This is a genomic window from Thiolinea disciformis DSM 14473, from assembly GCF_000371925.1.
GTDB lineage: Bacteria > Pseudomonadota > Gammaproteobacteria > Thiotrichales > Thiotrichaceae > Thiolinea > Thiolinea disciformis.
In genome coordinates, this window is sequence record NZ_AQVE01000023.1 from 1 (window position 1) to 21,789 (window position 21,789).

Genomic DNA, 21,789 nt, shown 5'->3' on the forward strand with positions numbered 1-21,789 from the left:
TGATCCTGCTGATCCTGCTGATCCTGCTGCTGTGCAAGCGGAGGATGAAATGCTGGATGCTGAGCCAGAGTCTGATCTTAATCAGGTAGACACCGATGCGCAGCACGCTGAGCAAAAAAATCCTAAAGGCTATGTTCCTGTCCGTGATTATCGTCGTACACAGCGGCATTTAGAGGGCGCTGAAAAGCGTGCTAGTAAACTAGAGTCTGAGCTGGAGGCGCTAAAGCAGCAGTTTGAGTATGCAAAGCATATGGGGGTCAGTGTGCCAAATGTGCCTGAGCAGATCGACTTTAATGCTATTAGAGATGGCGATCCTGACGCATTAGCACAAGCTGCTTATTTGCAGCAATTGCAGTGGCAGCGCATGAGCCAGCAAGCTGGCTTTAATCGGCAGGACGGCGGTGAAAATATACCGCAGTATGAGCAAGAGCAGGTTTTTTTTAATTCAGTTGATCGTTTGCCGTCAAGCCACCCGATGCATGAAGTGGCTGATTGGTTGTGGTTGTCGAAGCCACGGGGGAATAATCCTGCTGATGCTGAGGCGGCCAGGCTGTATCAGGCGGCAGCTCGACATGAGCAAGTGTTGTTAAACGATCCGGCATTTTCACAAATGGACGACGCTTCTTTATTCGCAGAAGTGGTCAAGCGAGCTAAGCACGATGTGTTAGCTCCACGTTCTGCGAGTCCAGCGATGCGCCAATCTTCTCCATCTAGCAAGCAAGCGCAAACAGTTTCTGAGCCTGTTCCACCACGAACGCCACGCAGTTTGTCAGCGGCAGCGGGGGTATATGGGCAAGGGGCTTCGTCTGCGCCCAGTGCATTGCAAAGATTTTTAGCGATGCCAGAAGAGAAGCAATTGGCAAGAATGCGCCAGATGACAGAAAAAGAGCGTAATGCTCTGTGGAACCAATTAGGTATGTAAAGCTCGCTTGGCTTTTTTGAACTCAAGATGAGTTATTCAAAATGCCAAATGCTAGTGTTCGTTCTTTATCGCATATTACGTCTGCCGATGTTCCGGTAGTCCGTTCGCGATTAACTTTTGTAGAGCTGGCCTCTACAGCTTCACTGCCCAATTTATTGCGGGCAGATATTTCAAGTATTATTCCCAAAGATACTACTAAAGCGGGTTCCCGCATGGAAACCGGCCAGTATGCACCGATTATGACCATTAATGATTTGGCGAAATCCGATCAGCGTGGTGATACGGTGCGTGTTGATATTCAGCATGAGCTGCAAGGGATGCCAACTGTCTGCTGTGACCCGTTGGAGGGTCGAGAAGAAGAACGTACCTGGAGTTCATTTGAAATGAAGATCGGGATCACGCGTCACGGTGTTCGAGATCAGTGTGTGTCACAAAATAATCTGCGCTTAGGAAATGAGGCGTTTCAGTTGGCCCGTCCTTTATTAACACGCTGGATGGATCGTATTAAGACGGAGCGGGTGATTTATCAGTTAGCTGGTGCTCGTGCCCATGAATACAATCCTGAGCGCCAATTATTACCGCTTGATGGGGTGGCGTTTCGCAAAGCAATGATTAATTGCTTGGAAGCGCCTAGCTATTGCAGACACTACTACGGCGGTGATGCGACGGACTTTGATGGGCAGTACGGTGATAAGCTTGAAAAGGATGATCGGTTTACCTTGGATACTGTGACGCGCTTTATAGCGGGCATGGACGAATCAGCACATCCGTTATTACCGATTAAGTTTGGTGAAAGTGGCATTACGGCTAAGTATTTAATGCTGTTAACACCCGCGCAATGGGCGGATTTTCGTGCTAGTGCTGATGGAAAATGGTATGCGCAGTTGCAAGCGTTTGCTGCAAAAGCGGGGGCGGAGTGTGGTAATCATCCCGCGTTTTCCGGCGATTGCTTGCTGTGGGATGGTGTGCTCATGCGGAAGTACACCATGCCTGTGCGTTTTAAGCCAGGACATGCCTTGTTAGTGAGTAATGATGATGATTGTGCATCGACTCATGAGGCGCGATTAGCAGCTAATGCGGATTTCTGTGTAGACCGAGCCATTATTTTGGGCGGAGCTGCTTTGGCAGAAGCGTTTGGTAGTGTGCAAGATGCGGAAAATAAAACATTCGGCAAGACCAACTTTGCGTTTTGGTCTGGCACGTTTGATGGTGGCGAAGGTCGTCGCGTGCATATCAAGGCACTAGATGGCGAAAAGAAAATTCGCTTTGCGTCACGCATGGGGCGTGTTTATGACCACGGCGTTGCTGTGTTGGATACCGCAGTATCCTGCAACAGCGGCAAAAGCTGCTAAGGGGGTAATCTATGAGTCAATATAAACGGTGGGATACGCTGTATCGCAAAGCATGGACAAACGATCTGATGTGTGTAAATGCGCATCGGCTAACCTTGCAGTTTGACGGCGGCATTGAGCATAAGGATGGTAGTCAGTGGGCGTTGGCTCGCGTGATACCTAATTTTTCAATTTTGAAAATTCAGGTGTCGACCAGTGGCTTACAAGCTGCTGGAGAGTCGCCCGTCACGATTGATTTGGGTTGTGTGAGTTTTGAGCGTGACTGTGCGACATGCGAGCCAATTTGTGAGGATTTGACACGCATTCTGGCGGGCTTGGATGTTTCGGGGGCTTATTGTGGTGATGTGCCTTGTGGGCCTTGGGATTGCAATGAGAGTTGCATGCCTAACTGTTGCCCTACACAAATGCCTGCTAATTGCTGCCCCCCTGAAAATGCGCATAAGCCATGCGGATTGTCAGATTTGGTGATGACGCTACATGGCACACCCAAAGCGTGCGGCAAGTTGGATATTGTCGTGTGGTATATGTTCGGGTAATGAGTTTTATTGCCATGCTTAAAAAGCCGACTGGGAAGCTAGTCGGCTTTTTTTATGGGGATTGTTATGGTTGACACAGGTGCATTGACGCTTCGGGCTGCGGAGTTGTTGACGGATGAGTTGTTTGATTTTTGGCAGCAATCGTTCCATGACCATTCGATAAACGAAGCCATTTGCATTATTGCGGAGATGGGTAATCCCGATGATTTGATGGCGTGCGTAGAGATGGTTACTAAAGCGGGTGCTAATCAAGAGTTGCCGGAAGGCTTGGGGAGTCGCTTTATCAAGGTGGTGTCGAACCAGTCGGGGCGAGCTATTCGTTATTACGATAATCAGGCGCTGAGTAATTTGATGCCATGCTGGGCTGAAAAAACGTCACTGTGGAAGGGTTATGTGGAGTTTTGGACAAAAGGCTGCACTAGTAAACGCGGGTTTGCTGTGTTTCCACCCACTCCGGCGGGGCATGTATTGCTTATTGGCATTCTTAAAAATCCAGATGATTTAACAGCAGATGATTTGGGCTGCAAATACATGACGGCAATCATTGATTATATGTTGTGGCGTGCGTTTGAACGTGAAGGTTCGGAAAACAGTGGCAAGTGGCAGGCTTATCGGCAGTCGTTTTGGGACACATTGGGTGTTTATAAAACGGTTGAGGTAGAGCGGGAGTTGCGTGCACGCGGGGTTATTGGTGGGGTGCAAACATGACACAAGCCTCAAGCAGTTGCTTTGATGGTGAGTCGGGGGCTGCTGGATTATTACTGAATAATTTGATTCAGCAGTTGCCAGGGATACCGGAGAGTGTAGCGCGGGACAAGATTGCTCAAGCGTTGCGAGATTTTGCACAGCGTAGTGCTTTGTGGACGTTTGAGCAGTATGAGCAGGAGCTTTGCCCAGGTGATACGGTGCTGGAATTTCCAAAAGAGGATGGCGTTGAAGTCGCGAAGGTGTTGGATGTTTATATTCAGCACTGCGACTGCGAAGAAGTCCTCCCTAAGTTGGGTGTATTCAAGGCTGTTTGCGGCTGTGCCGATGGACAGGGCTGGAAAGAACCTTTACCTGGGAAGGTAGTATTTAATCAAGATTGGGATTGTTGCCAAAACGTGCGCTTTGCGTTGCAGCTAAAGCCAGCTGCTGGCAGTGATACATTCCCACCGGCTTTGCTAGAGCAGCATCAAAACGTGATTGAACAAGGCGCTTTAGCTAAGGCTTATCTAATACCCAAGCAGGAATGGTCAAGTACAGAGCTTGGAATAGCGTATTCAACGGCTTTTGAGCGGGAGTTGCAGCGTTTGGAAGAAGAGGCGCGATTGCTACGGCATTTTGATTTGCGTGCGGATCGTCCGACCTATTGCCCTACGCGGAGGCTGTTATGTTGCCATTGATGCCAGGTGCTTTGTTTGAGGGAGTTGGCCGTAGTCAAGCGGTGAAACTGGGTGGGTGGTTTGATTATATCGCCGTGCCGAAGGTGAGTTATGTCGGAGATAACGCGGTGGTGTCTTTTGAGGTTAAAGGAGAGACGCTGGAGCTGTCAGGTATTGAGCTTTTGGAAGGGGCTAGCCACGTTAATAAATGGGGTAATGCCGTGCATTTTTATGGTTTGGCACGGTGCCACGTAGTCAAGGTTAGGCTGTGTCTAGTGAGCGGTAAAAAGCGCAGCGTAGCATTTATGTTTCAATAGGGGATTGGGTTTATGGGTACATTTTCAAGAACGGTTACTGCAACTAAACTAAGTTCAGATGGGATGCGGGTGCGTTTATTGCCACCGTCGGCATTAGCAGTTTGTCAAGGTCATGTGGTGCCTTACACACTGCCCGATGCTAAAGGCGGGTACATTGTATTTGCTGAGTATGGTGATCCACTCAGTCAATGCAATGAAGGTTGTGCGCCAGGGTGCAAGAAGCCAACAGCAGCGGGTGGTTGTGGCTGTGGTGGCGGTTGTAGTGGCACTAAAGATGCCACTGAAGCAAACTGCAAAGTCAAAGGGCAGGCCAGCGGCGAGCTATTGCGTTATGAAGTTGTTAAGTTCTCTGGCTATGCTGAGGACGGTGTGACGTTGTTAATTGAAAAGCGTGCAGTCAAAGGATGGGCTGATCAAGAATGGCCTGCTGGTACTATAGTTATGCAAGGCGCTACAGGGGAAGAGTATGACGATTTGCAAGAGCAGATTAACAAGATATTAGGCATGGGGTGTTTATTAGCAATTGAAGCCCTATCGTGTGGTGATGTTATTAAAAAAGACCAATTTAGATGTGTTAATGGTTGTTTGCGTTATGCTCTGCGAGATGTTGTTATTGGCAAGGATTATCAGTATCCAGTTAACAAAGAAGCTACTAATGATTGGTCAAAGTGTTACTCAATTAATGAGCTGATGACAATCATTATGCAGTTTGTAAACAATTCAAATAGTACACTGCCAGCTTGTCCTCCGGATGCCTATCGTCAAAAAATTATCGATTATCAAGGTTCATTAGCTGCTATAGCATCTTACTGTAAATCAACAGATCACGCCGCCGGTACAAACATTGTCGGTTCTGAATGGGGTGGCGATATTGTCGATACGAAGACATGGACAAAGGCCGATTTAGTGACGCTAGGGATGCGTACTTGTGATAATGCGGTTATAGTCCGCACTGAGGTATCTTGTGATATTCAACAAGCTAATACAGTAGCTACTGCGAATAGTGAAGCTAACGTTGGTGTTATCTTGGAGGGTTTATATCGCCAAAAATATTATAGCGGCGATGTATCTGTGTTAGCAGGAGCATCCAATACGAATGACAGGAGTCAACGCATTTATGAACACACTATACCTGTCACAGCAAATGGATCAGTAACAGCTAAATTTACAACGATGGCTATTGCTCAACCTAACTTGGGCTTTTTGCATACCGCTTATTGTGCGCGTATTGTTGGGTTTTGTAGCGTAACCACATGATTCAATTCCGTAATTTTTCCGGCGAGCGGCCTCTTATTGAGCCGCTCAATTTGCAGGATGATCAAGCTAGTTATTGTCGTGATTGTTATTTGCATACGACTGGGTTGGATCCTTTGCGGGCTGGGCTTTTTGTCAAAACAGGATTTGCAGCGGCCAAAACTTTATTTCGGGCAGGGGCGCAATTCATTTATATGAGCCGATGGACTCATTTTGCGCGTTCTCCCATTGTACAAGATAAGTTTGAGCGGATTTATTTTACGCAATGTGATCAGCCAGGCTTGCAGGTAATTCAGTGCAAAGACTTGGCGAATGATGTGGTGGGCGTTAATTTATCATTATTGAAAGCGCCGACTATAGCACCTGTAGCTACGTTGATAGAGCATGGCGGTGATGAAGATAATGATAAATACACGACGTTTGTTGTTACTTATGTCACTGTTCGCGACGAAGAAACTGCACCCAGTCCAGCATCGAATCAGCTTCAGTATTCCGATGGGATTGATGGGGTATCGCTAAGTCTTCCTGCTACGACGGATGCGGATATTCAATTTATGCGCGTTTATATGGCGATTGAGGGAGAGTATTTTCTAGTTAAGGAAGTGGCCGCTAGCACAAGCAGCATAGCTATTGATCCGCTAGATGATGATTTGGTGCCGGATGCCAATAATCCCGATGATTTGACCGGCACGCCTTTATTGACGGCTAATTGTTCGCCTCCTCCTAAAGAATTATGTGGTTTAACTGCATTACCGAATGGTGTGCTGGCCGGTTTTACCCATGATGGTGAGTGCCAAGTGACTAGCACAATCCACTTTAGTACACCTTATGTTCCTCATTGTTGGCCTACGGAGTATCGGTTCAAGATTCGTTACAAAGTGGTGGCGTTGGCTGCGATACCAGAAGGTGTACTGGTGTTGACGGAAGGGAAGCCCAGTATTATCACCGGATCAACGCCGGATGTGATGGATGAGCATACGCTGGAAACCTATCATTCCTGTGCTGATGCGCGGTCAGTGACATATTTAGGGGATGCGGTGGTATGGTCGTCACCGGATGGCGTGGCGGTCTATGGTGGTCGCACGATTAAGATTTTGTCTGGTTTGATTTGGAGCCGTGAGCAATGGCAGTTATTAAATCCTAAAGCCATGTTATTCGGGGTATATGAGGATAATTTGGTGATTTATCCACAAGCGCCTTCGGCGGCTAGTGCAGGCTTGCCGGATTGGGTGGCGAATACGGAGCCGAAAGCAGGTGAGGGGTTTTTGTATCATTTGGGTCGGCAGGATATTACGCGCCTTAGTCAAGGGGATGCGCACGCGGTCTTGAGTGATGTGGAAGAGGATTGCTTGTGGGTGGTAAGGGGTGATGCCTTGGAGCGCTTTAATGAAGGTAATCCTTTGGTGGCCGAGTGGATCAGTAAGCCTTTTGTGGTTCAAGGGGCTAGGACTTTTAATAGCGCCCGACTGATTCCACAAGCAGAGACAGAGCTTTTATTGTTTCGATCATCTAATTTAGCGCGAGCGGGTCGCGTAGATATGGCTGATGAGGAGCGCATTCCTTTTTGGTCGCGAGCCATTAATCATGAGCTGCCGTTTCGTCTTGCTAGTGCGGGTAGGCGCTGGCAGACCCGTTTTGGTTTTCGCTTGTTGGGCAAAGAGCGGCTACGTGCTGCTTTCTTTTCATCTGATATGCGAGAGCTTCCTTAATGGCTGGCGGGGTACAAGGGCGAAGTAATACTTCTATTCGGCATGGTTTTCCGAAGGTCCCTAGTGATGTGCGTAATCCGATTGAGCTTACGCGCCACTTGCAGGGCTTGCGCGATGCACTGAATGAGTACCGTTGGCTGTTTAAGTCATTAAGCGGGCTTAGTGCTGCTCAGCAGGAGCAGTTAGCCAAAGCGTTTCTAGCACTGGCTTCACAAAAAGTGGAGCTGGTTCAGTTATCGGGTGAATTGACTCAAACTAAAAATGATTTGACGCAAGCTCAGAATGACTTGCAGTCGCAGCAGAGCGCTTTGCAGTCGCAGCAGAGCGACTTGCAAAATGCAAATTTGACGATTGCACAATTACAGGATGAGGTGCTTTCGCTGAATCAACAGCTACAAAATACTAATACTCAGATTGCGCAGCTTCAAACAGCTATCACCAATATTCAAGAGAATTGTTGTCCATAAGTTATGAGATTACTAGCCAATTCGATGGTATTTGAGATCGTCGGGGGCTATGTGATTGCGTCGCCGTGTCGGGGCGGTGTTTTTATTGATCTAGTTTATAGCACATCACCTAATGTCATTCGGCATTATCTTTCCGATTTTATTCGTTTATTTAAAGGGCTGGGGTTTAGCGCTATTTATTGCGTGCCTAATACACCGGCACATGCTCGTTTGTATCGTCGTTTTGGGTTTTTGCCTCATAACGATGAGGTATTAGAAAGGATGCTTTAATGGGTAAGCCAAAGGTTCAAGAGCAAAAGCCAACGGCACAAGAGATTGCAAATTTTGAGATTTCGCGAGACAAGCTGTTGAATTACCAGCAGCGGGGTATTCCGCTGCAAAACGAAATGATTCGGCTACGCACGGGGCGAAAGCTGAATCCAGCTACTAATCAATGGGAAATTGATCCGAATGCGGGGGTGCTTAATGCTGACGGCAGTGTGCGCACGGATGCGGGGCAGGCGATGGCCTTGGCGCAGCAGCAATGGAAGCCCTTATTACAAGGGATAAATCCCAATAATGGGCGAGGTAGAACGGGGATGTTAGGGGCCTTGCAGCAAAAGATGCGTTCTGATGCGGGGGTGGAAGCGCAAACTCGTTTTGGGCAGCAGACCGGTTATCTGCAGGGCTTGATGGATGTGGCAGAGATGGGTCGAGGCAATGTATCGAGCATATTGCAGGGTCAGCAGGGTTTGGCGGGGCAGGCGGCGAATCAGGCGGCTTATGATGCTAAGCAAGCGTTTCAGGATAGGCTAGAGCGCCAACAAGCCGTTGGTAAATTGGCTGGCATAGGGCAGGGGTACTTAATGAGTCAAGTACCTGTGGTTGCTCAAGATGGTAGTTATATCAATGGCGCTTATGATAATAGCCTGCGCGGCGTATTAGGGAGGTTAGTGTAATGTTAGCAGACCAAACGTTACCAACTTCTATATCAGGTATTCAACAAGGTTACGCGGATTGGTTGCGCAATGATTATTTGGATTGGAAGCAGCGCTTTGCACCACAAGAAGATTATTTGTGGCAGGCATATAACGATCCAGCTTTTGATAATGCTGCGCGGCAGTACGTGACGGATGCAGCCAATAATGCTTATGGGCGGAATAGGGCGCTAAGCAATGCGGTTAATCGACGTTATGGTATCCAATTAGATGCAGATGAGCAGGCTAGTTTTAACCGGCAGATGGGCAATGATCGGGCGGCATTGCTGGCTAAGAATCAAACTAATATGGGGCAGGCACTAGGACAGCGTAAGCAGGGTATTCTGGGGAATTTGCTGAGTTATGCTAATCAAGACCGGATGCAAGGCCTAGGACAGATGGGGTATTTGTCGAGTCTAGCATCAAATCGTGATGCAACCAATAAAGCACTGAATCAGGCAGCTAGTCAGCAACAGGCATCAACATTGGGGAATGCAGCCATGACGTTTGCTACTACTACAATGACAACGGGCAATCCGATGGCGGGCGCTGTGATGGCGGGGGTTCAACTATTGGGGAGTTTATTCTAATGGCAGGGATTTTATCAGCGTTCGTCGGTGGTTTGCAGGGCGGCATGCAAAGCACAATGTCGTTATTAGATGGATTGGAGGCCAAACAGCGGCGTGAGCAGGCAGCCAAGCAGCAGGCTTTGTTATTCAATAATCAACAAGAACAATATAATTATGATCGTTCAGTGTTGCGTCCTTTGCGCGAGCGTGAAGCTAATTTGCGCTTAAGTGACCTACAAGGGAGTGTTGATTACAACGCGAAGTACCGACCTATGCAGTTGCAGGAATCTCAACTTAGGTTGAAAGATTTGGCGGGAAGTGTTGGTTATAACGAACAGGTAAGGCCAATGCAGTTGGATGAGACAAGGCTTCGGTTAAGCGATTTAAAGGGAAGTGTTGATTACAACGCGAAGTACCGGCCTTTACAGTTGGATGCGGCTAAAAATACTAATCAATGGGCTGAAGAGGATCGGCGCTATTTGATGGACTACACTCGTCCGCGTCAACAGAATCTCGATACAAAGGCGGATGCGCTGGCTGATTATAATCTTGGAATTACTAAAGAGAATAATGCGTATCAAGTGCAGCAGCGCAACATAAAGCAAGCTAACCAGCTTTATACCGCAGCGGAGCAATTGCTAGTTAGTAATCCGCAAGAAGCCGAGCGCTTGATTAAAGAGGCTGATCGATTGAGTGGTGGTATTTTTAGCAATGCTGCACGCGGCACCGCCAGCAAAATGCAGCAATATACGCAAGAGGTATTGAACGGCCAGCGCAGTATGGATGATCCGGATTTTGTGCAAACAGCAAAGCAGTATACTTATCCCACGATGATTAATACGGGGCGAGCTGATAAATATGATTTCGCGGGCTTTGATGAGCTGCCAGACGGTCGGATTGGGTATAAGTTGTTGCCAAAGTTTGGCGGGCAATATCGCACCGAGATTCAACAGGCGGCGCAGCGTTTTGAGCTTGATCCACGTTTGATTAGTGCTGTCATTGGGCAGGAGTCACTGGGTGATAAATCTGCAGTATCGCCGAAAGGTGCACAAGGACTGATGCAGGTCATGCCAGAAACCGCTAAGCAGGTGGCTCGCACTATTGGGTTATCGGGTTATGATCCGAATAATCCTGAGCATAATATTTTGGTGGGTAGCGCATACTTGAAGCAGCAGCTAGATAAGTATGATGGCAATGTGGGGTTGGCGCTGGCGGCTTATAATGCTGGCCCAGGGGCTGTTGATAAATATAAGGGCATTCCACCTTTTAAAGAAACTGCTAATTATGTGGACAAAGTGACAGGGTACTATAAGCAATTGCGCCAAGCGCTTCCGGCCACAAAGAACCGTAGTAGTGATCCTAATGATCCGCTTATTGCAGACACGCCAGATCAGGCCATGAGCAAAATTCAACAGGGGGTTGCACTAGAGAACGCATTACATCCTAGGTTTAAAGAAATGTTATTGGCGCGGCAATTAGCGACTGGGAGTCAGTTACCGGATGTCTCGAAGCGCTCTTTATCATTACCTCAATTGCCTACGGGCTATCAGTGGAAAGACGCAAGTCGCCCAGAACTTGGAGCCATGCGCATTCCAGGGCTGGATGAAGCGGGTAGTCGTTCGCGGTCTAGCAGTCGGCCTATTACGGTCAGTAAAAATGATATTGGGGTTTATGATCCAGACACGGGGAAAATGACGCGCTTTGATCGTGCTGAGAGCGGTGGGGCGTTAAATGTGCCTTTAGCTAATTTTATGGAAGACTTTTCGACTGATCCTGAAGCGGCCAAGGCTAATTTGATTGATCAGCGCTTCCCCGAATTGGGTATTCAGGAAAAGGCCAACTTGCTGGATGAATTGCGCGATGTGGCTAAGCCCGCTGAAGTATTTGGGCAGGTTGATCAAGTCCGATTTGACATGGACGTTACACGAAATGCGGGTGAATGGGCGGCGGATTTGTCGCAGGGGATTGATCCAGAATTGGCGAAAAGTAGTCCTGAAGCCACACGCTTAAGCCAATTGGCAGAGCAAGTTAAGGCGCTGGGATGGTCATCCGAGGATATTAAGGATGTGGCGGCTGAAGTGTTGAGCAAACCAGGGATTATGAATAATCCGCAGGCTCAATTACAACTAATGGAAGCGGCAGTTAAAGCATCCACTGAAAAGAAAAAGCGTCAAGCCGAGTCACAGCGTCAGGCACAACAGGCGTATGAAGAACAAAAGCGTCTTTATGAGCAGGATTTTCCGCAATTTAGGCAGTGGCAGGGGGAACGCTAAATGAGTCTTGTATTAAATCGCTGGAAAAGCATTTTAGCAAATGGTGGTACGCCGGAGCCGAAGAATGATAGTGGCGAGTTCGTTAAAGGAATAAATCGCGCTTGGGAGGGAACCAAGGGCATGACCAAGGCGGCTGCTGGTGCTTTGATGGGTGGAGATGAGGAGCTATTGTTTGCGGCGGATATGAATCAATTGGAAGCGCAGCGTTATGCGCCCAAAGTGGAGGGAATGACTAATATTCGTAGTTTGTCTGATGCGGGAGATTGGCTAGCTGGGACGGCGGGGGAGTCTGTTGTTAATTTAGGGACTACATTAGCAGGTGGTGGTGCTGGTGGTCTTGCGGGTCGGGGTCTGGCACGGCTAGCAGGCGAGTCGGCCTTGCGGCAAATGGGGCGGGCAGGGGCTTTGTCGGGCATTACTGCTACTGCATATCCGCAACAATTCGGTGAGAATGTTCAGGCTGTGCGTGCTGAGCATGGTGGTCAGTTGCCAGCAGGGAGCACGGCTACGATGGCGCTGACGGCCGTGGCTCAGACTGCTTTGGATACTTTGCCAGTCATGGGTGTATTGGATCGTTTTGGGGTAGGTGATGCGGCCCGCTCAGGGATTATGCGTCAAGCGTTTAGTAATCCGGCACGCGCTAAGGTCTTTGGTCAAGAGTTAGGTGCAACAGCACTCAAAGAGGGTGTGACCGAAGCGATACAGGAAAGCATGAAGCTTTCCGCTTTGGAGTGGATTGACTCCAATAAAGATCATTTTGATTTGGCGCAAGTTAAGCAGATTGTTGATGCGTTTGGGGCTGGAGCAGTGGGCGGGGGGGTGATGGGTACGCTGCCTGCTGCACGATCTGCTTTGTCGGGAATTTTGAATAAGCCTGCTGCATTACCTGCTTTGTCGTCTAAACCGGACATGCCAGAAGCATCTGAACCAACATTAAAGCCTCAGCGTGTCCTTGATTTGCCACAGGTTACTTTACCTCATCCTGATGATGTATATGCCATTAATTCAACGGGGGAGGTAGCGGGTTTTGCACCTGCAATAGACGCTGAGTTGCGTAGCGGTTTGTGGATAGATCAGGATACTAAGGAGCCAGTTAAGCAGCGTGCTATTACGTTGCCGCCTGATCGCCCCGATCCAGAACGGTCTCTTGCAGCAAGGCTTCCTGATTCGGTAGTTGCTCCAACAAGAATATTGAATCGTGAAACGGGAGAGCTTGAGGCTTTTCCTGCTCCTAAGAGGCGCTTGCAAGATATTCGGCCACGAGTATCCAGTGATCTTGAGCGCTCATTGGGTTTTGATGATTTTAATACAGCTGTAAGGCAAGAGGGTGGTGGTTTTCGACGTGCTAATCTATCCAGCATGGGCTTGAGTGCTGATGCGGGTCTAAATACGGCAGTGCCAGGTGATGGGTTTAATGCGGCAGATTTTGCTCGCCGAAGTGTACCTTATCGCTTGCCAGATACGGATGCGGGGTTGAGGACGAATACGGAGGTCAGTCGGCCGTCAAATTATCGGTATGGTGGGGTATTAGATACCGATGCAGGCTTGCGCGATGCTGGGGAACGCGAGCCTGTGGATTTGATGCAGCAGGTGCAGATCGCTAAGCCTGCTTTGGCAGAGCCTGGCTTTTTGCCAACGCATGAATTATCAGATGGAACAGCCGTGGTAGCACATCCTGAAGATGCAGGGGTGTGGGTGGCGAAAGATGGTAGTGAATATGAAGATCGTTATGCTAAGCCTTTGGCTGATCCATCGCTAGTTAAGCATCAAAAGCTAATTGATAAGTACCAAGAAGATAAAGCAAAAATTCAAATTGCTTCTAGTCAAGCTGCTTTATCACCTTTAAATGAATTACCTGAGCCAACAACAGCACAAAAAGAAGCGGGTAATTATAAAAAAGGCATGGTACGTTTACATGGTTTGCCTATTGCCATTGAAATACCCAAAGGGGCAGAGCGCAAAGGAGTTGATAAAGAAGGTAAGGCTTGGGCGCAAAAGATGTTTGCGCACTATGGGTATGTGCGTGGCAGTTCCGGGGTTGATGGTGATCAGGTTGATGTTTTTCTTGGAGATGATGCAGCTAATCCTAATCTTCCGGTGTTCGTAGTCGATCAGATTAAGCCTGATGGTTCATTTGATGAGCATAAGGTGATGATGGGCTATCCATCTTTAGAGGCTGCTAAGCAGGGGTATTTGGCTAATTACAAGTCTGGGTGGAATGGGTTGGGGGATGTTACGCCTATTTCTCTTGAGGATTTTAAAAAAATAATCAAGTCGGGATGGGTTAAGAAACCATTCGGTAAACCGATTAAAAACAAAGAAAATTCGCATGCTATTGATGAATCAATGGAAAGCGCTAGTAATGCTTATCGTGATTCACAGTCTGATAGACTACCCAAGTTAGAAGGAAAAAATGTACCAAGTCAACCAAGAAATCTGGAGGCGGATAGCACTGCAACCGGAAATGCAAACCGAGCTATACTTTCACCTATTCAATCTGCCGGAAAGCGAGATAGACCAAGCGATGGACGAGTGGGCTATGATGCTGGAGCAAAACGGGATGAGCCACCAGATAACAACCTCATACCAGCGCCTAGCTCCGCTGCTAGAAGAGCAGGAAGCAATCAGCGCATGGCTGAATCAACAGCCGGAGGAAGCGCAATATCAGCTCAGGCAAGCGCTACCGGAAATCCTGAGTCCACAAGAGGCAGTGAGTCTAGCTCAACAGGACAATCCAATGTTGACACTGGAGCTATTGAAGGAGCTGGAGCAAGCTCTAAGTTTAACTCCCAACTAAATCCCAAACTACAATTTGCGCATGATGCCCTTGTCCCTTATGGCGCTGCACTAACGGATGATGGATTTGTTGCTAGTGGTGACAAGGTTACCGGTGTTAAAGCTGTTATTAAAGATAATCGGCTGCGTTTTGAGCTAGCCAACGGCGGACTAGTTTCATCAGGGCCACTGATGCCTGAAACGGTTGAGAGCTTTGTAGAGAAGTATTGGTTCTGGAAAAAGCAAAAGCCAACCATTCAGGCTGCTGAACCGAATAAGCCTGATGTTGATAGTTCTGTCACTTATGATGAGGCTATTAAGAAACGCGCAGTATTAGAAGCTGCGCTTACTGCCAGCAAGAATAAGCTTACTGTTTTTAAGAATGAAAAAGCACGTGAACTTAATATTGATTCAAAAAGCTCAATGGGACTAACCCCAGATACTATAAAAAATAACCCTGCCTATTCAGCACTAAAACAAGATGTTGATCGCGCCTTCCAAAATTTGCAAACGTTTAATTCAGAGTTTGTAAGGAAGTTTAAAGGAGAGGAAAATAGAAAGTATATTGATGAAGCCAGTGCAGAAAATGTAAAGCCTGTTCAAAAAAAACAAGCCACTAAAGAATCAAATCCACCGATTGAATCCAGTTTTCAGCAGAAACTAGAGCGACAAAAACAAGCCGAGTCTTTACCTCATGTAGCCAACGACCTAAATAATATTCGGGCTACTTTGCCCATTTTGCTACCTGAGCAACAAGAGGATGTGAAGTTTGCGGAGGAGCGTTTTAGCCAGTCGGATAAGTTTGGGGTGCTGTTTACTAATGGCACTGGAACGGGCAAGACCTTTACCGGATTAGGCATGATCAAACGCTTTGCCCGTCAAGGTCACGACAATATTATTATTATTACTCCTAGTGATAAAACCGGACTGGATTATGTAGAGGCCGCTAAGGCGTTTAACCTTGAGGTTAAGCAGCTCAAAAATACCGAGGATAATGGTGGTAGTGGGATTGTTGTGACCACTTACGCGAATTTTGGTGCTAATCCCTCATTACTCAATCGTCAATGGGATTTGATTGTGCCGGATGAGTCGCACCGCCTGAATAGCAGTGAAGCGGGCGATATAACACGAGCGCAGCAGATGCTGGACTACATATCAGGCTTATATGCGAGTCGCGGGAATACGTACTGGAATCGGCTTATTCCCGATTTGGCAGAACTCAAACAATTACATAAAACCTATGCTAAAGACGGGGAAAGTTTTACCCACTTTACCGACTACTTCAGCAAACCTAACTTTGAGGATCATGGCCTAGAGGATACTCATCCTGATGTGGTGCGCTATAACGAGATTATGAAACACGCGGAAAGTCGCCGCGATGAGATCAAGGCCAGACCGCGTGCCAAGGTGGTATTTTTAAGCGCCACACCGTTTGCTTACCATAAATCCTTAAGCTATGCAGAAGGCTATTTATTTGATGCACCACGCAAGCAAAGTACAGGTTATAACGAAGCCAACGGGCTAGATGCGGTATTAGAAAGCAAGTTTGGCTACCACATGAAAACCGGAAAGCTAAACCGTCCTGATGCCAGTGTGGACACTAGCCTTGCTGAGCGCAACTTTAATGAGGAGCTGAAAAAAGCTGGAGCGTTGCTGGGTCGTCGCCTTAAGGTCGATGCGGACTATTCGCGGGAATTTGTCTTAATTGATGATGCGATTGGTAAGAAAATTGATGAGGGCATGAGGTATTTACGGGATAACCATGACCAATATCCAGGTTTGTCTGGACAGTTTTATGATCGGTTTGATCATTTATCACGCTTGCAATTATTAGAAGCGCTAAAGGTCAAGCATGCCATTAATCGTATTAATAAACACTTAGCTTTAGGTCGTAAGATCGTAGTGTTTCACACCTATAAAAAAGGTGGGAGCATTTCACATCCTTTTAAGTTTGTGCCGACTGATAGTGTATCGCAAAGTGTTGTTGATCGGTTTAACCAAGCTAGGTCCGACTTGGTTAATTTACCCATTGAGAATTTACCCAGTCCGATTGAAGCGCTTAAACAGGCATTTGGTAAGCAGGCCGTATTTTTTAATGGGGATATTCCCAAGGCCGAGCGCTCAAATAATGTTAAAGCTTTTAATCGGGATAATAGCGGGGTGGATATTATTCTGGTGCAGCGTGAGGCAGGCAAGGAAGGGATTAGTTTGCATGATACGACTAATGTGCACCAGCGGGTTTTGATTGATCTAGGACTCCCCACTAAGCCTACGGATGCGATACAAACCGAAGGGAGGATTTATCGCACGGGGGTAAAGTCAAACGCGATTATTGAATACCTCACTACTGGATTAGATTATGAAAATCACGCCTTTGCTAATGCGGTAGCCACGCGCAGTAGTACCGCTGAAAACTTAGCGCTAGGCCATGAGGGACGGAATTTATTACGCGCCTTTGTGGATGCCTACCAAAATGCGAATGAAGAAGCACCGAGCCTAAAACAAGGCACGGGTGGCAAGCAAGGCGATAGGGCGGGTGAAACAGTGGCAAGCCTAATGGATCAGGCCAAGCTTGCGTATTACACCCGACAGAAAAATAGTAAACGCCGTGATCAGCGCGAAGGTAAGGATTATTACGCCACACCGGAGCCAGTGGGTTTAAAAATGGCACAGTGGCTGATGCTTAAGCCTAATGACCATGCACTCGAACCCAGTGCGGGACATGGCGCGATTGCTAAGTGGTTCCCTAATGACACCAAAAATATTTTTGTGGAGCAGTCGTATTCCCTCGCGGGTGAGCTTGGGATGTTGGGCAGTGGTGAGGTGCGTAATGTTGATTTTATGAGCTTTAACCCTGCGCGGCACTTTGACGGGGTGGCGATGAATCCCCCGTATGGTCATGGCGGGAGTGATGCGATTACGCACATGGGCCGTGCTTTTAATATGACACGTAATGGAGGTCGGGTAATTGTGCTGATCCCTGAAGGTGGCGCAACGGATACTAAGGTAGCTAATTGGTTAGAGGCGCAAAAAGACGCACAGGTGATTGCTGAAATTAGTCTACCGAACACTACCTTTAAGAATGCGGGAACCAGTGTTAAGACACGGATATTAGTGATTGATAAAATCCCGTCTGCATGGACTAAGAAGGGTGTGAATATACCGTTTAAGCGGTCACTGAATTTTAGTCATATTGAGGATTTAACCGAGCTATTTGATACGTTAAATGATGTAGCAATGCCTGAGCGGGTAACAGAACCCACAGAAAGCACGGAACAAGTTGATACTACTGCTGTTAGTAATCCGCCTAATGTAGTCAAACCCAAATACCGTAGCCTTACCAATCCTGATTTAACGTGGACAGGGCGAGGACGTAAACCGACATGGGTGGATGATCATATAGTCATGGGTGGAACGCTGGAGGAGTTATTAATTGATAAAGACCCGCAGTATTCTCAACCACAGCGCCATACAACTCCTAGCACACCACGCTTAGTTAATCAGATCCTAACTGCAAAGCTAGGCGAAAACCGCTTAGCCTCACTACTAAAGCAAGGCAAGTTGATTATCAGTGAAGCATCGCCTGCCAATGGCGTGCAAGGCAAGTATGAGAATGGCGTAGTCACCCTATACCCTGCCAATATGGAGCAGGGGAATGAATGGGGTGTGTTTCTGCATGAAGCGGGTGAGCATGCTGCATTAGCAGCGATGCTAGGTGATAAATACCAGCAGGTGGTGGCTAGCTTTGATCGTTTGCTGAATGAGAATAACCCTGATGCGGTTAGCGCCTCTCGTCGTGTGCCGGATGATACGCCACCAGAGCATGTTAGTTCTGAACAACTCGCTTACTTAATCGAACAATTTACGAACGACCAGACGAAGACAGGAAAGGCTAAAGCGTTAGCCCAACGATTAATCGCTAGTATTCGCTCATGGGCATTCGCTAAGCTTCCCTCATGGCTGACTCAGTACATGAAGCTTACCACTTCTGATATACAAGCACTTGCGCAGCGTTCGGCAAAAGCATGGGCGGATGGGCAGGTACAAAGCAAAGCAGCTAGTCAGTATTCTGTTGCCAATGACAGCCTATGGTCAGATATTGATAAGGATGCACCCAAGCAGGGGATTGAGCGCACAAAAGAACTGACGGGTAAAGCGTGGCAGTGGGCTAAGGATAATGCACAGGAATTTGTTAAGACTGGCGGTCTGGCAGTAGTAACGCTGCGGCAGTTGGCCGACATAGGGCAGCAAGTTGTACCGGCCATAGGTCAATATATGAGCCGTGTTGAGCGAATGCTCACCGAACGCAATAAGATGATGGATGATGCGGGCAAGTTATCACAGCGTTGGATGCGTTTGGACAAGCGTACACGTCACCGTCTGGCGACGCTGATGCACTTGGCAACGTTGGCAAAAGTTGATCCGTCATTGAGTAAATCACCTGACGCTAGGATGAAAATCCGTGTAGCGGATGGGGAGTGGCGTGCTAAGTTGGGTCTGCCGGATCGCGGTGCGTTGTTGACGCAGCTTGAGCCAGAAAGCTTGTCGGTTGATGCAAAAATTATTGATCTACTGAATAAGCGCAGGATTGAAGCTAATAAGGTAGCTCAGAAGTATAAGGGCAGTCGGGAAAAGTTTGAGCTTTACAATAAGGTGGCGCAGCAAACGCTTGAAGATTGGCGCGAGGCTAAGCGTGCGCATATTCGCAGTCAACAAGCGGGGGCTGAGTTTGCGAAATTGCGGGTATTGTTTCAAAACTTGCCGGAGTCTGCTCAGGCTATTTTTACAGATTCGCGGGATATGTATGAGGCACGTTTTAAGCGTAAGCATGATGCGCTAGTGCGGTCTATTAAAAGCTCAGACATGGCAGATGACAAAAAAGCAGCATTAACGCGCACGCTGCAACATGAGTTCGAGAGTGCTCAAACAGACGGTATTTACTTTCCACTACATCGGCAGGGTTCGTATTTTGTTCGCGCTGATAAGAAAAAGAGTAGTGCTAGTGAGGTGTTGCACTTTAAACGTGGTACGGGCACTGAAAAAATTAGTCGCGGCACGGGTGAAGTGTCTCAAGAATCATCCGCGTGGGATAGTCCTGAAGCGGCGATGCGTTCCGCGCAATCCCGATCTGACTTGATCGCGTTGGATTTGGAGGCAGTGCAGCATGATGGTGGCTGGGTTTTGCGGGAAAAGCAGACCGAGCCGGTTTTTATGATGTTCCCGACTGCTGCTGAAGCGGAACGTGAGTCGTCTCGACTCAGTGAAATGGACGGGTATAGCGCAGTTAAGCATGGGAAGTTGAATAAGGAAAATACGCAAGATGAGTTGAGCCGAGCGGGTGTGATGATGCAGACAATGGCGCAAATGAAAAAATCAGGACAGGATGTGCCGGACGCTTTGTATCAGATGATGTTAGAGATGTTGCCGGAATTGTCGATGCGCAAAAACTCGATACATCGTAAGGGGGTTATGGGTTATTCCGATGATGCTTTACAGGCGTTTGGTCATCAGATGATGCACCAAGCGCACCAGATTTCTAAGTTGGAAGCACGGGATGATTTGGCGAGTTTGTTAGATCAAGTGGCTGAGCAATCCCAGCTTGCCTCGAATCAAGATCGTATGTTGTCGGGTAATCTGCGCGAAGAATTAAAAAAGCGGCATGACTGGGTAATGAATCCTAAAAATGCGACGTGGACTAATTGGACGAGTTCATTCGGGTTTTTAATGTATTTGGGGGTTTCGCCTGCGGCGGCGCTGGTGAATTTGTCGCAGGTAGCAGTGGTGGGGTATCCGGTGTTGGCGGCTGAGTTCGGTTGGAAGGCGGCTGGCAAAGCTTTAATGGATGCGTCGCGTTTGTTGAGCGTTAAGGAGACCTTGCTGGGGGAGGATGCTTTGAAGCGTTCGGGCATGAGTGCAGACGAGATCAGGGCGTTTGAGCATTGGCATGATGAAGGTGTGATTGATAAGACGCAGGCGCAGATGTTGGCAGGGGTGGCGGATAATGATGCGTTATCTAATTCTGCGACGTACCAGAAAGTCATGGGATTGACGACCAAGTTATTTCACAAAGCCGAAGTAGTCAACCGTGAGGTGATGTTATTGGCAGGTTATCGATTGGCGCGGAATGCGGGATGGTCGCATGATCGGGCGATGCAGTTTGCCAGTTCTGCGACGTGGGAGAGTCAGTTTGATTATTCCAATGCCAACCGTGCGCGGCTGATGCAAGGCGACTGGGCTAAAATTTTGCTGATGTTTAAGAGTTATTCGCAGCACATGATTTATTTCATGCTGAAAAATGCTAATGACTGGGGTAAGGGTGGTCAAGATGCGAAAAAGGCTAAAGCTAAGTTGTTAGGTATTCTTGGCGTTACGCTGGCAATGGGCGGGGTTTCGGCTTTGCCTATTGGCTTTGTGGGTGGGGCGACGGCTTTTGCTTATGTGAATGCGAAGTATGGCACAAAGGCGGCTGTGGTGGGGATGGCTGGGGCTTCTTTGGGCTTGATGGTGTTGGCGGCTGCGGTGTTTGATGACGATGAGGATTGGGAGACTGAGACACGTAAGGTGTTGCGAGAGATGGGTGGGGATGCGCTGGAATCTTTGGTGTTTCGTGGGGCGGTCAATGCTGCGACGGGTGTTGATATGTCTAGCCGTATTAGTTTGGATGATCTATTGATCCGGTCACAAGATCGGGAATTGGAAGGTGCGGATGCTAAGGCTGCACTCATGGAGTCTTTGACTGGGCCAGTTATCGGATATGGTGTGAATGCAGTGACAACTGTGCCAGAGCTATGGAGTCAGGGCAACGAATGGCGAGCAGTGGAGAAGGCAGTGCCGAAGTTTGCGCGGGATGTGATGCAGGCGTTGCGGTTTGGTAACGAAGGTGCGTTGACGATGAGGGGTTCTCCGATTGTTGAAAAAGACTTGGCTGGATTACCTTCTTCTGAAGAGTTGAATCTTTGGAATATCTTTATGAAGGCGAACGGGTTTGGGGCTGAGAAGCTGACTCGGCAGTATATCCAAAACAATGCGTTTTATAATTATAAGGCGCGGGCGGGTCGGTCGCGTGAACGGGCGTTGAATCGTTTGTTTATTGCGAAGATGGAGCGCGACAAGGACGCGGAACGTGAGGCAATGGCGGAGATTTCAGCATGGAACAAGGCGCATCCGAAGGCGAAGCAGCTTGATGCGAAGGCGGTTGGGCGGTCGATGAAGGCGCGGATGCGTGCCCGCAATGAGAATGATCGCGGGGTTCGGGTGCAAAAGGGTTATGCGTATTTGCGTGAAGAGTAACTCTA

14 protein-coding genes are annotated in these 21,789 nt (G+C 48.1%); all 14 read left to right on the top strand.

Annotated features, from left to right (window positions below; genetic code table 11):
- Window positions 1-922: hypothetical protein (locus tag A3IE_RS20900; RefSeq protein WP_033407334.1), on the top strand; the 922-nt coding region annotated here is incomplete at its 5' end.
- Window positions 923-963: 41 nt separating this feature from the next.
- Complete coding sequence (locus A3IE_RS0115150) at window positions 964-2,274, top strand: phage capsid family protein (RefSeq protein ID WP_020396473.1); 1,311 nt, start codon at window positions 964-966, stop codon at window positions 2,272-2,274.
- A gap of 11 nt (window positions 2,275-2,285) precedes the next feature.
- The gene (locus A3IE_RS0115155) at window positions 2,286-2,810 is read left to right on the top strand and encodes a hypothetical protein (protein ID WP_020396474.1); all 525 of its coding nucleotides are present in this window, start codon (window positions 2,286-2,288) and stop codon (window positions 2,808-2,810) included.
- A gap of 66 nt (window positions 2,811-2,876) precedes the next feature.
- The gene (locus A3IE_RS0115160; RefSeq protein ID WP_033407336.1) at window positions 2,877-3,518 is read left to right on the top strand and encodes a phage adaptor protein; all 642 of its coding nucleotides are present in this window, start codon (window positions 2,877-2,879) and stop codon (window positions 3,516-3,518) included.
- On the top strand, window positions 3,515-4,195 hold the full coding sequence (locus tag A3IE_RS0115165) for a hypothetical protein (RefSeq protein WP_020396476.1): 681 nt from the start codon (window positions 3,515-3,517) through the stop codon (window positions 4,193-4,195). Before A3IE_RS0115160 ends, A3IE_RS0115165 begins: the two co-directional genes overlap by 4 nt.
- Window positions 4,183-4,491, top strand: coding sequence for a hypothetical protein (locus A3IE_RS0115170; RefSeq protein WP_020396477.1), 309 nt, complete (start codon window positions 4,183-4,185; stop codon window positions 4,489-4,491). The genes A3IE_RS0115165 and A3IE_RS0115170 overlap by 13 nt, the downstream gene beginning before the upstream one ends.
- 12 nt (window positions 4,492-4,503) lie before the next feature.
- The gene (locus A3IE_RS0115175) at window positions 4,504-5,748 is read left to right on the top strand and encodes a hypothetical protein (RefSeq protein WP_020396478.1); all 1,245 of its coding nucleotides are present in this window, start codon (window positions 4,504-4,506) and stop codon (window positions 5,746-5,748) included.
- Entirely contained in the window at window positions 5,745-7,454 is a 1,710-nt protein-coding gene (locus tag A3IE_RS0115180) for a hypothetical protein (protein WP_020396479.1), read from the top strand. Before A3IE_RS0115175 ends, A3IE_RS0115180 begins: the two co-directional genes overlap by 4 nt.
- A complete protein-coding gene (locus A3IE_RS0115185) occupies window positions 7,454-7,921 on the top strand; it encodes a hypothetical protein (RefSeq protein WP_020396480.1) in 468 nt (155 codons plus the stop codon). Before A3IE_RS0115180 ends, A3IE_RS0115185 begins: the two co-directional genes overlap by 1 nt.
- A gap of 3 nt (window positions 7,922-7,924) precedes the next feature.
- The gene (locus A3IE_RS0115190) at window positions 7,925-8,191 is read left to right on the top strand and encodes a hypothetical protein (protein ID WP_157832889.1); all 267 of its coding nucleotides are present in this window, start codon (window positions 7,925-7,927) and stop codon (window positions 8,189-8,191) included.
- Window positions 8,191-8,859 (top strand): hypothetical protein, encoded by a 669-nt coding sequence (locus tag A3IE_RS0115195; RefSeq protein WP_020396482.1) that lies wholly within the window; start codon window positions 8,191-8,193, stop codon window positions 8,857-8,859. Before A3IE_RS0115190 ends, A3IE_RS0115195 begins: the two co-directional genes overlap by 1 nt.
- A complete protein-coding gene (locus tag A3IE_RS0115200) occupies window positions 8,859-9,467 on the top strand; it encodes a hypothetical protein (protein WP_020396483.1) in 609 nt (202 codons plus the stop codon). The genes A3IE_RS0115195 and A3IE_RS0115200 overlap by 1 nt, the downstream gene beginning before the upstream one ends.
- On the top strand, window positions 9,467-11,719 hold the full coding sequence (locus A3IE_RS22205; protein ID WP_020396484.1) for a transglycosylase SLT domain-containing protein: 2,253 nt from the start codon (window positions 9,467-9,469) through the stop codon (window positions 11,717-11,719). Before A3IE_RS0115200 ends, A3IE_RS22205 begins: the two co-directional genes overlap by 1 nt.
- Complete coding sequence (locus A3IE_RS22210; protein ID WP_020396485.1) at window positions 11,720-21,784, top strand: PLxRFG domain-containing protein; 10,065 nt, start codon at window positions 11,720-11,722, stop codon at window positions 21,782-21,784.
- Window positions 21,785-21,789 lie beyond the last annotated feature (5 nt).

Bases quoted from the DNA above. Each gene is read 5' to 3' on its own strand.
- A3IE_RS0115150 (WP_020396473.1), top strand. From the start codon at position 964: ATGCCAAATGCTAGTGTTCGTTCTTTATCGCATATTACGTCTGCCGAT.
- A3IE_RS0115155 (WP_020396474.1), top strand. From the start codon at position 2,286: ATGAGTCAATATAAACGGTGGGATACGCTGTATCGCAAAGCATGGACA.
- A3IE_RS0115160 (WP_033407336.1), top strand. From the start codon at position 2,877: ATGGTTGACACAGGTGCATTGACGCTTCGGGCTGCGGAGTTGTTGACG.
- A3IE_RS0115165 (WP_020396476.1), top strand. From the start codon at position 3,515: ATGACACAAGCCTCAAGCAGTTGCTTTGATGGTGAGTCGGGGGCTGCT.
- A3IE_RS0115170 (WP_020396477.1), top strand. From the start codon at position 4,183: ATGTTGCCATTGATGCCAGGTGCTTTGTTTGAGGGAGTTGGCCGTAGT.
- A3IE_RS0115175 (WP_020396478.1), top strand. From the start codon at position 4,504: ATGGGTACATTTTCAAGAACGGTTACTGCAACTAAACTAAGTTCAGAT.
- A3IE_RS0115180 (WP_020396479.1), top strand. From the start codon at position 5,745: ATGATTCAATTCCGTAATTTTTCCGGCGAGCGGCCTCTTATTGAGCCG.
- A3IE_RS0115185 (WP_020396480.1), top strand. From the start codon at position 7,454: ATGGCTGGCGGGGTACAAGGGCGAAGTAATACTTCTATTCGGCATGGT.
- A3IE_RS0115190 (WP_157832889.1), top strand. From the start codon at position 7,925: ATGAGATTACTAGCCAATTCGATGGTATTTGAGATCGTCGGGGGCTAT.
- A3IE_RS0115195 (WP_020396482.1), top strand. From the start codon at position 8,191: ATGGGTAAGCCAAAGGTTCAAGAGCAAAAGCCAACGGCACAAGAGATT.
- A3IE_RS0115200 (WP_020396483.1), top strand. From the start codon at position 8,859: ATGTTAGCAGACCAAACGTTACCAACTTCTATATCAGGTATTCAACAA.
- A3IE_RS22205 (WP_020396484.1), top strand. From the start codon at position 9,467: ATGGCAGGGATTTTATCAGCGTTCGTCGGTGGTTTGCAGGGCGGCATG.
- A3IE_RS22210 (WP_020396485.1), top strand. From the start codon at position 11,720: ATGAGTCTTGTATTAAATCGCTGGAAAAGCATTTTAGCAAATGGTGGT.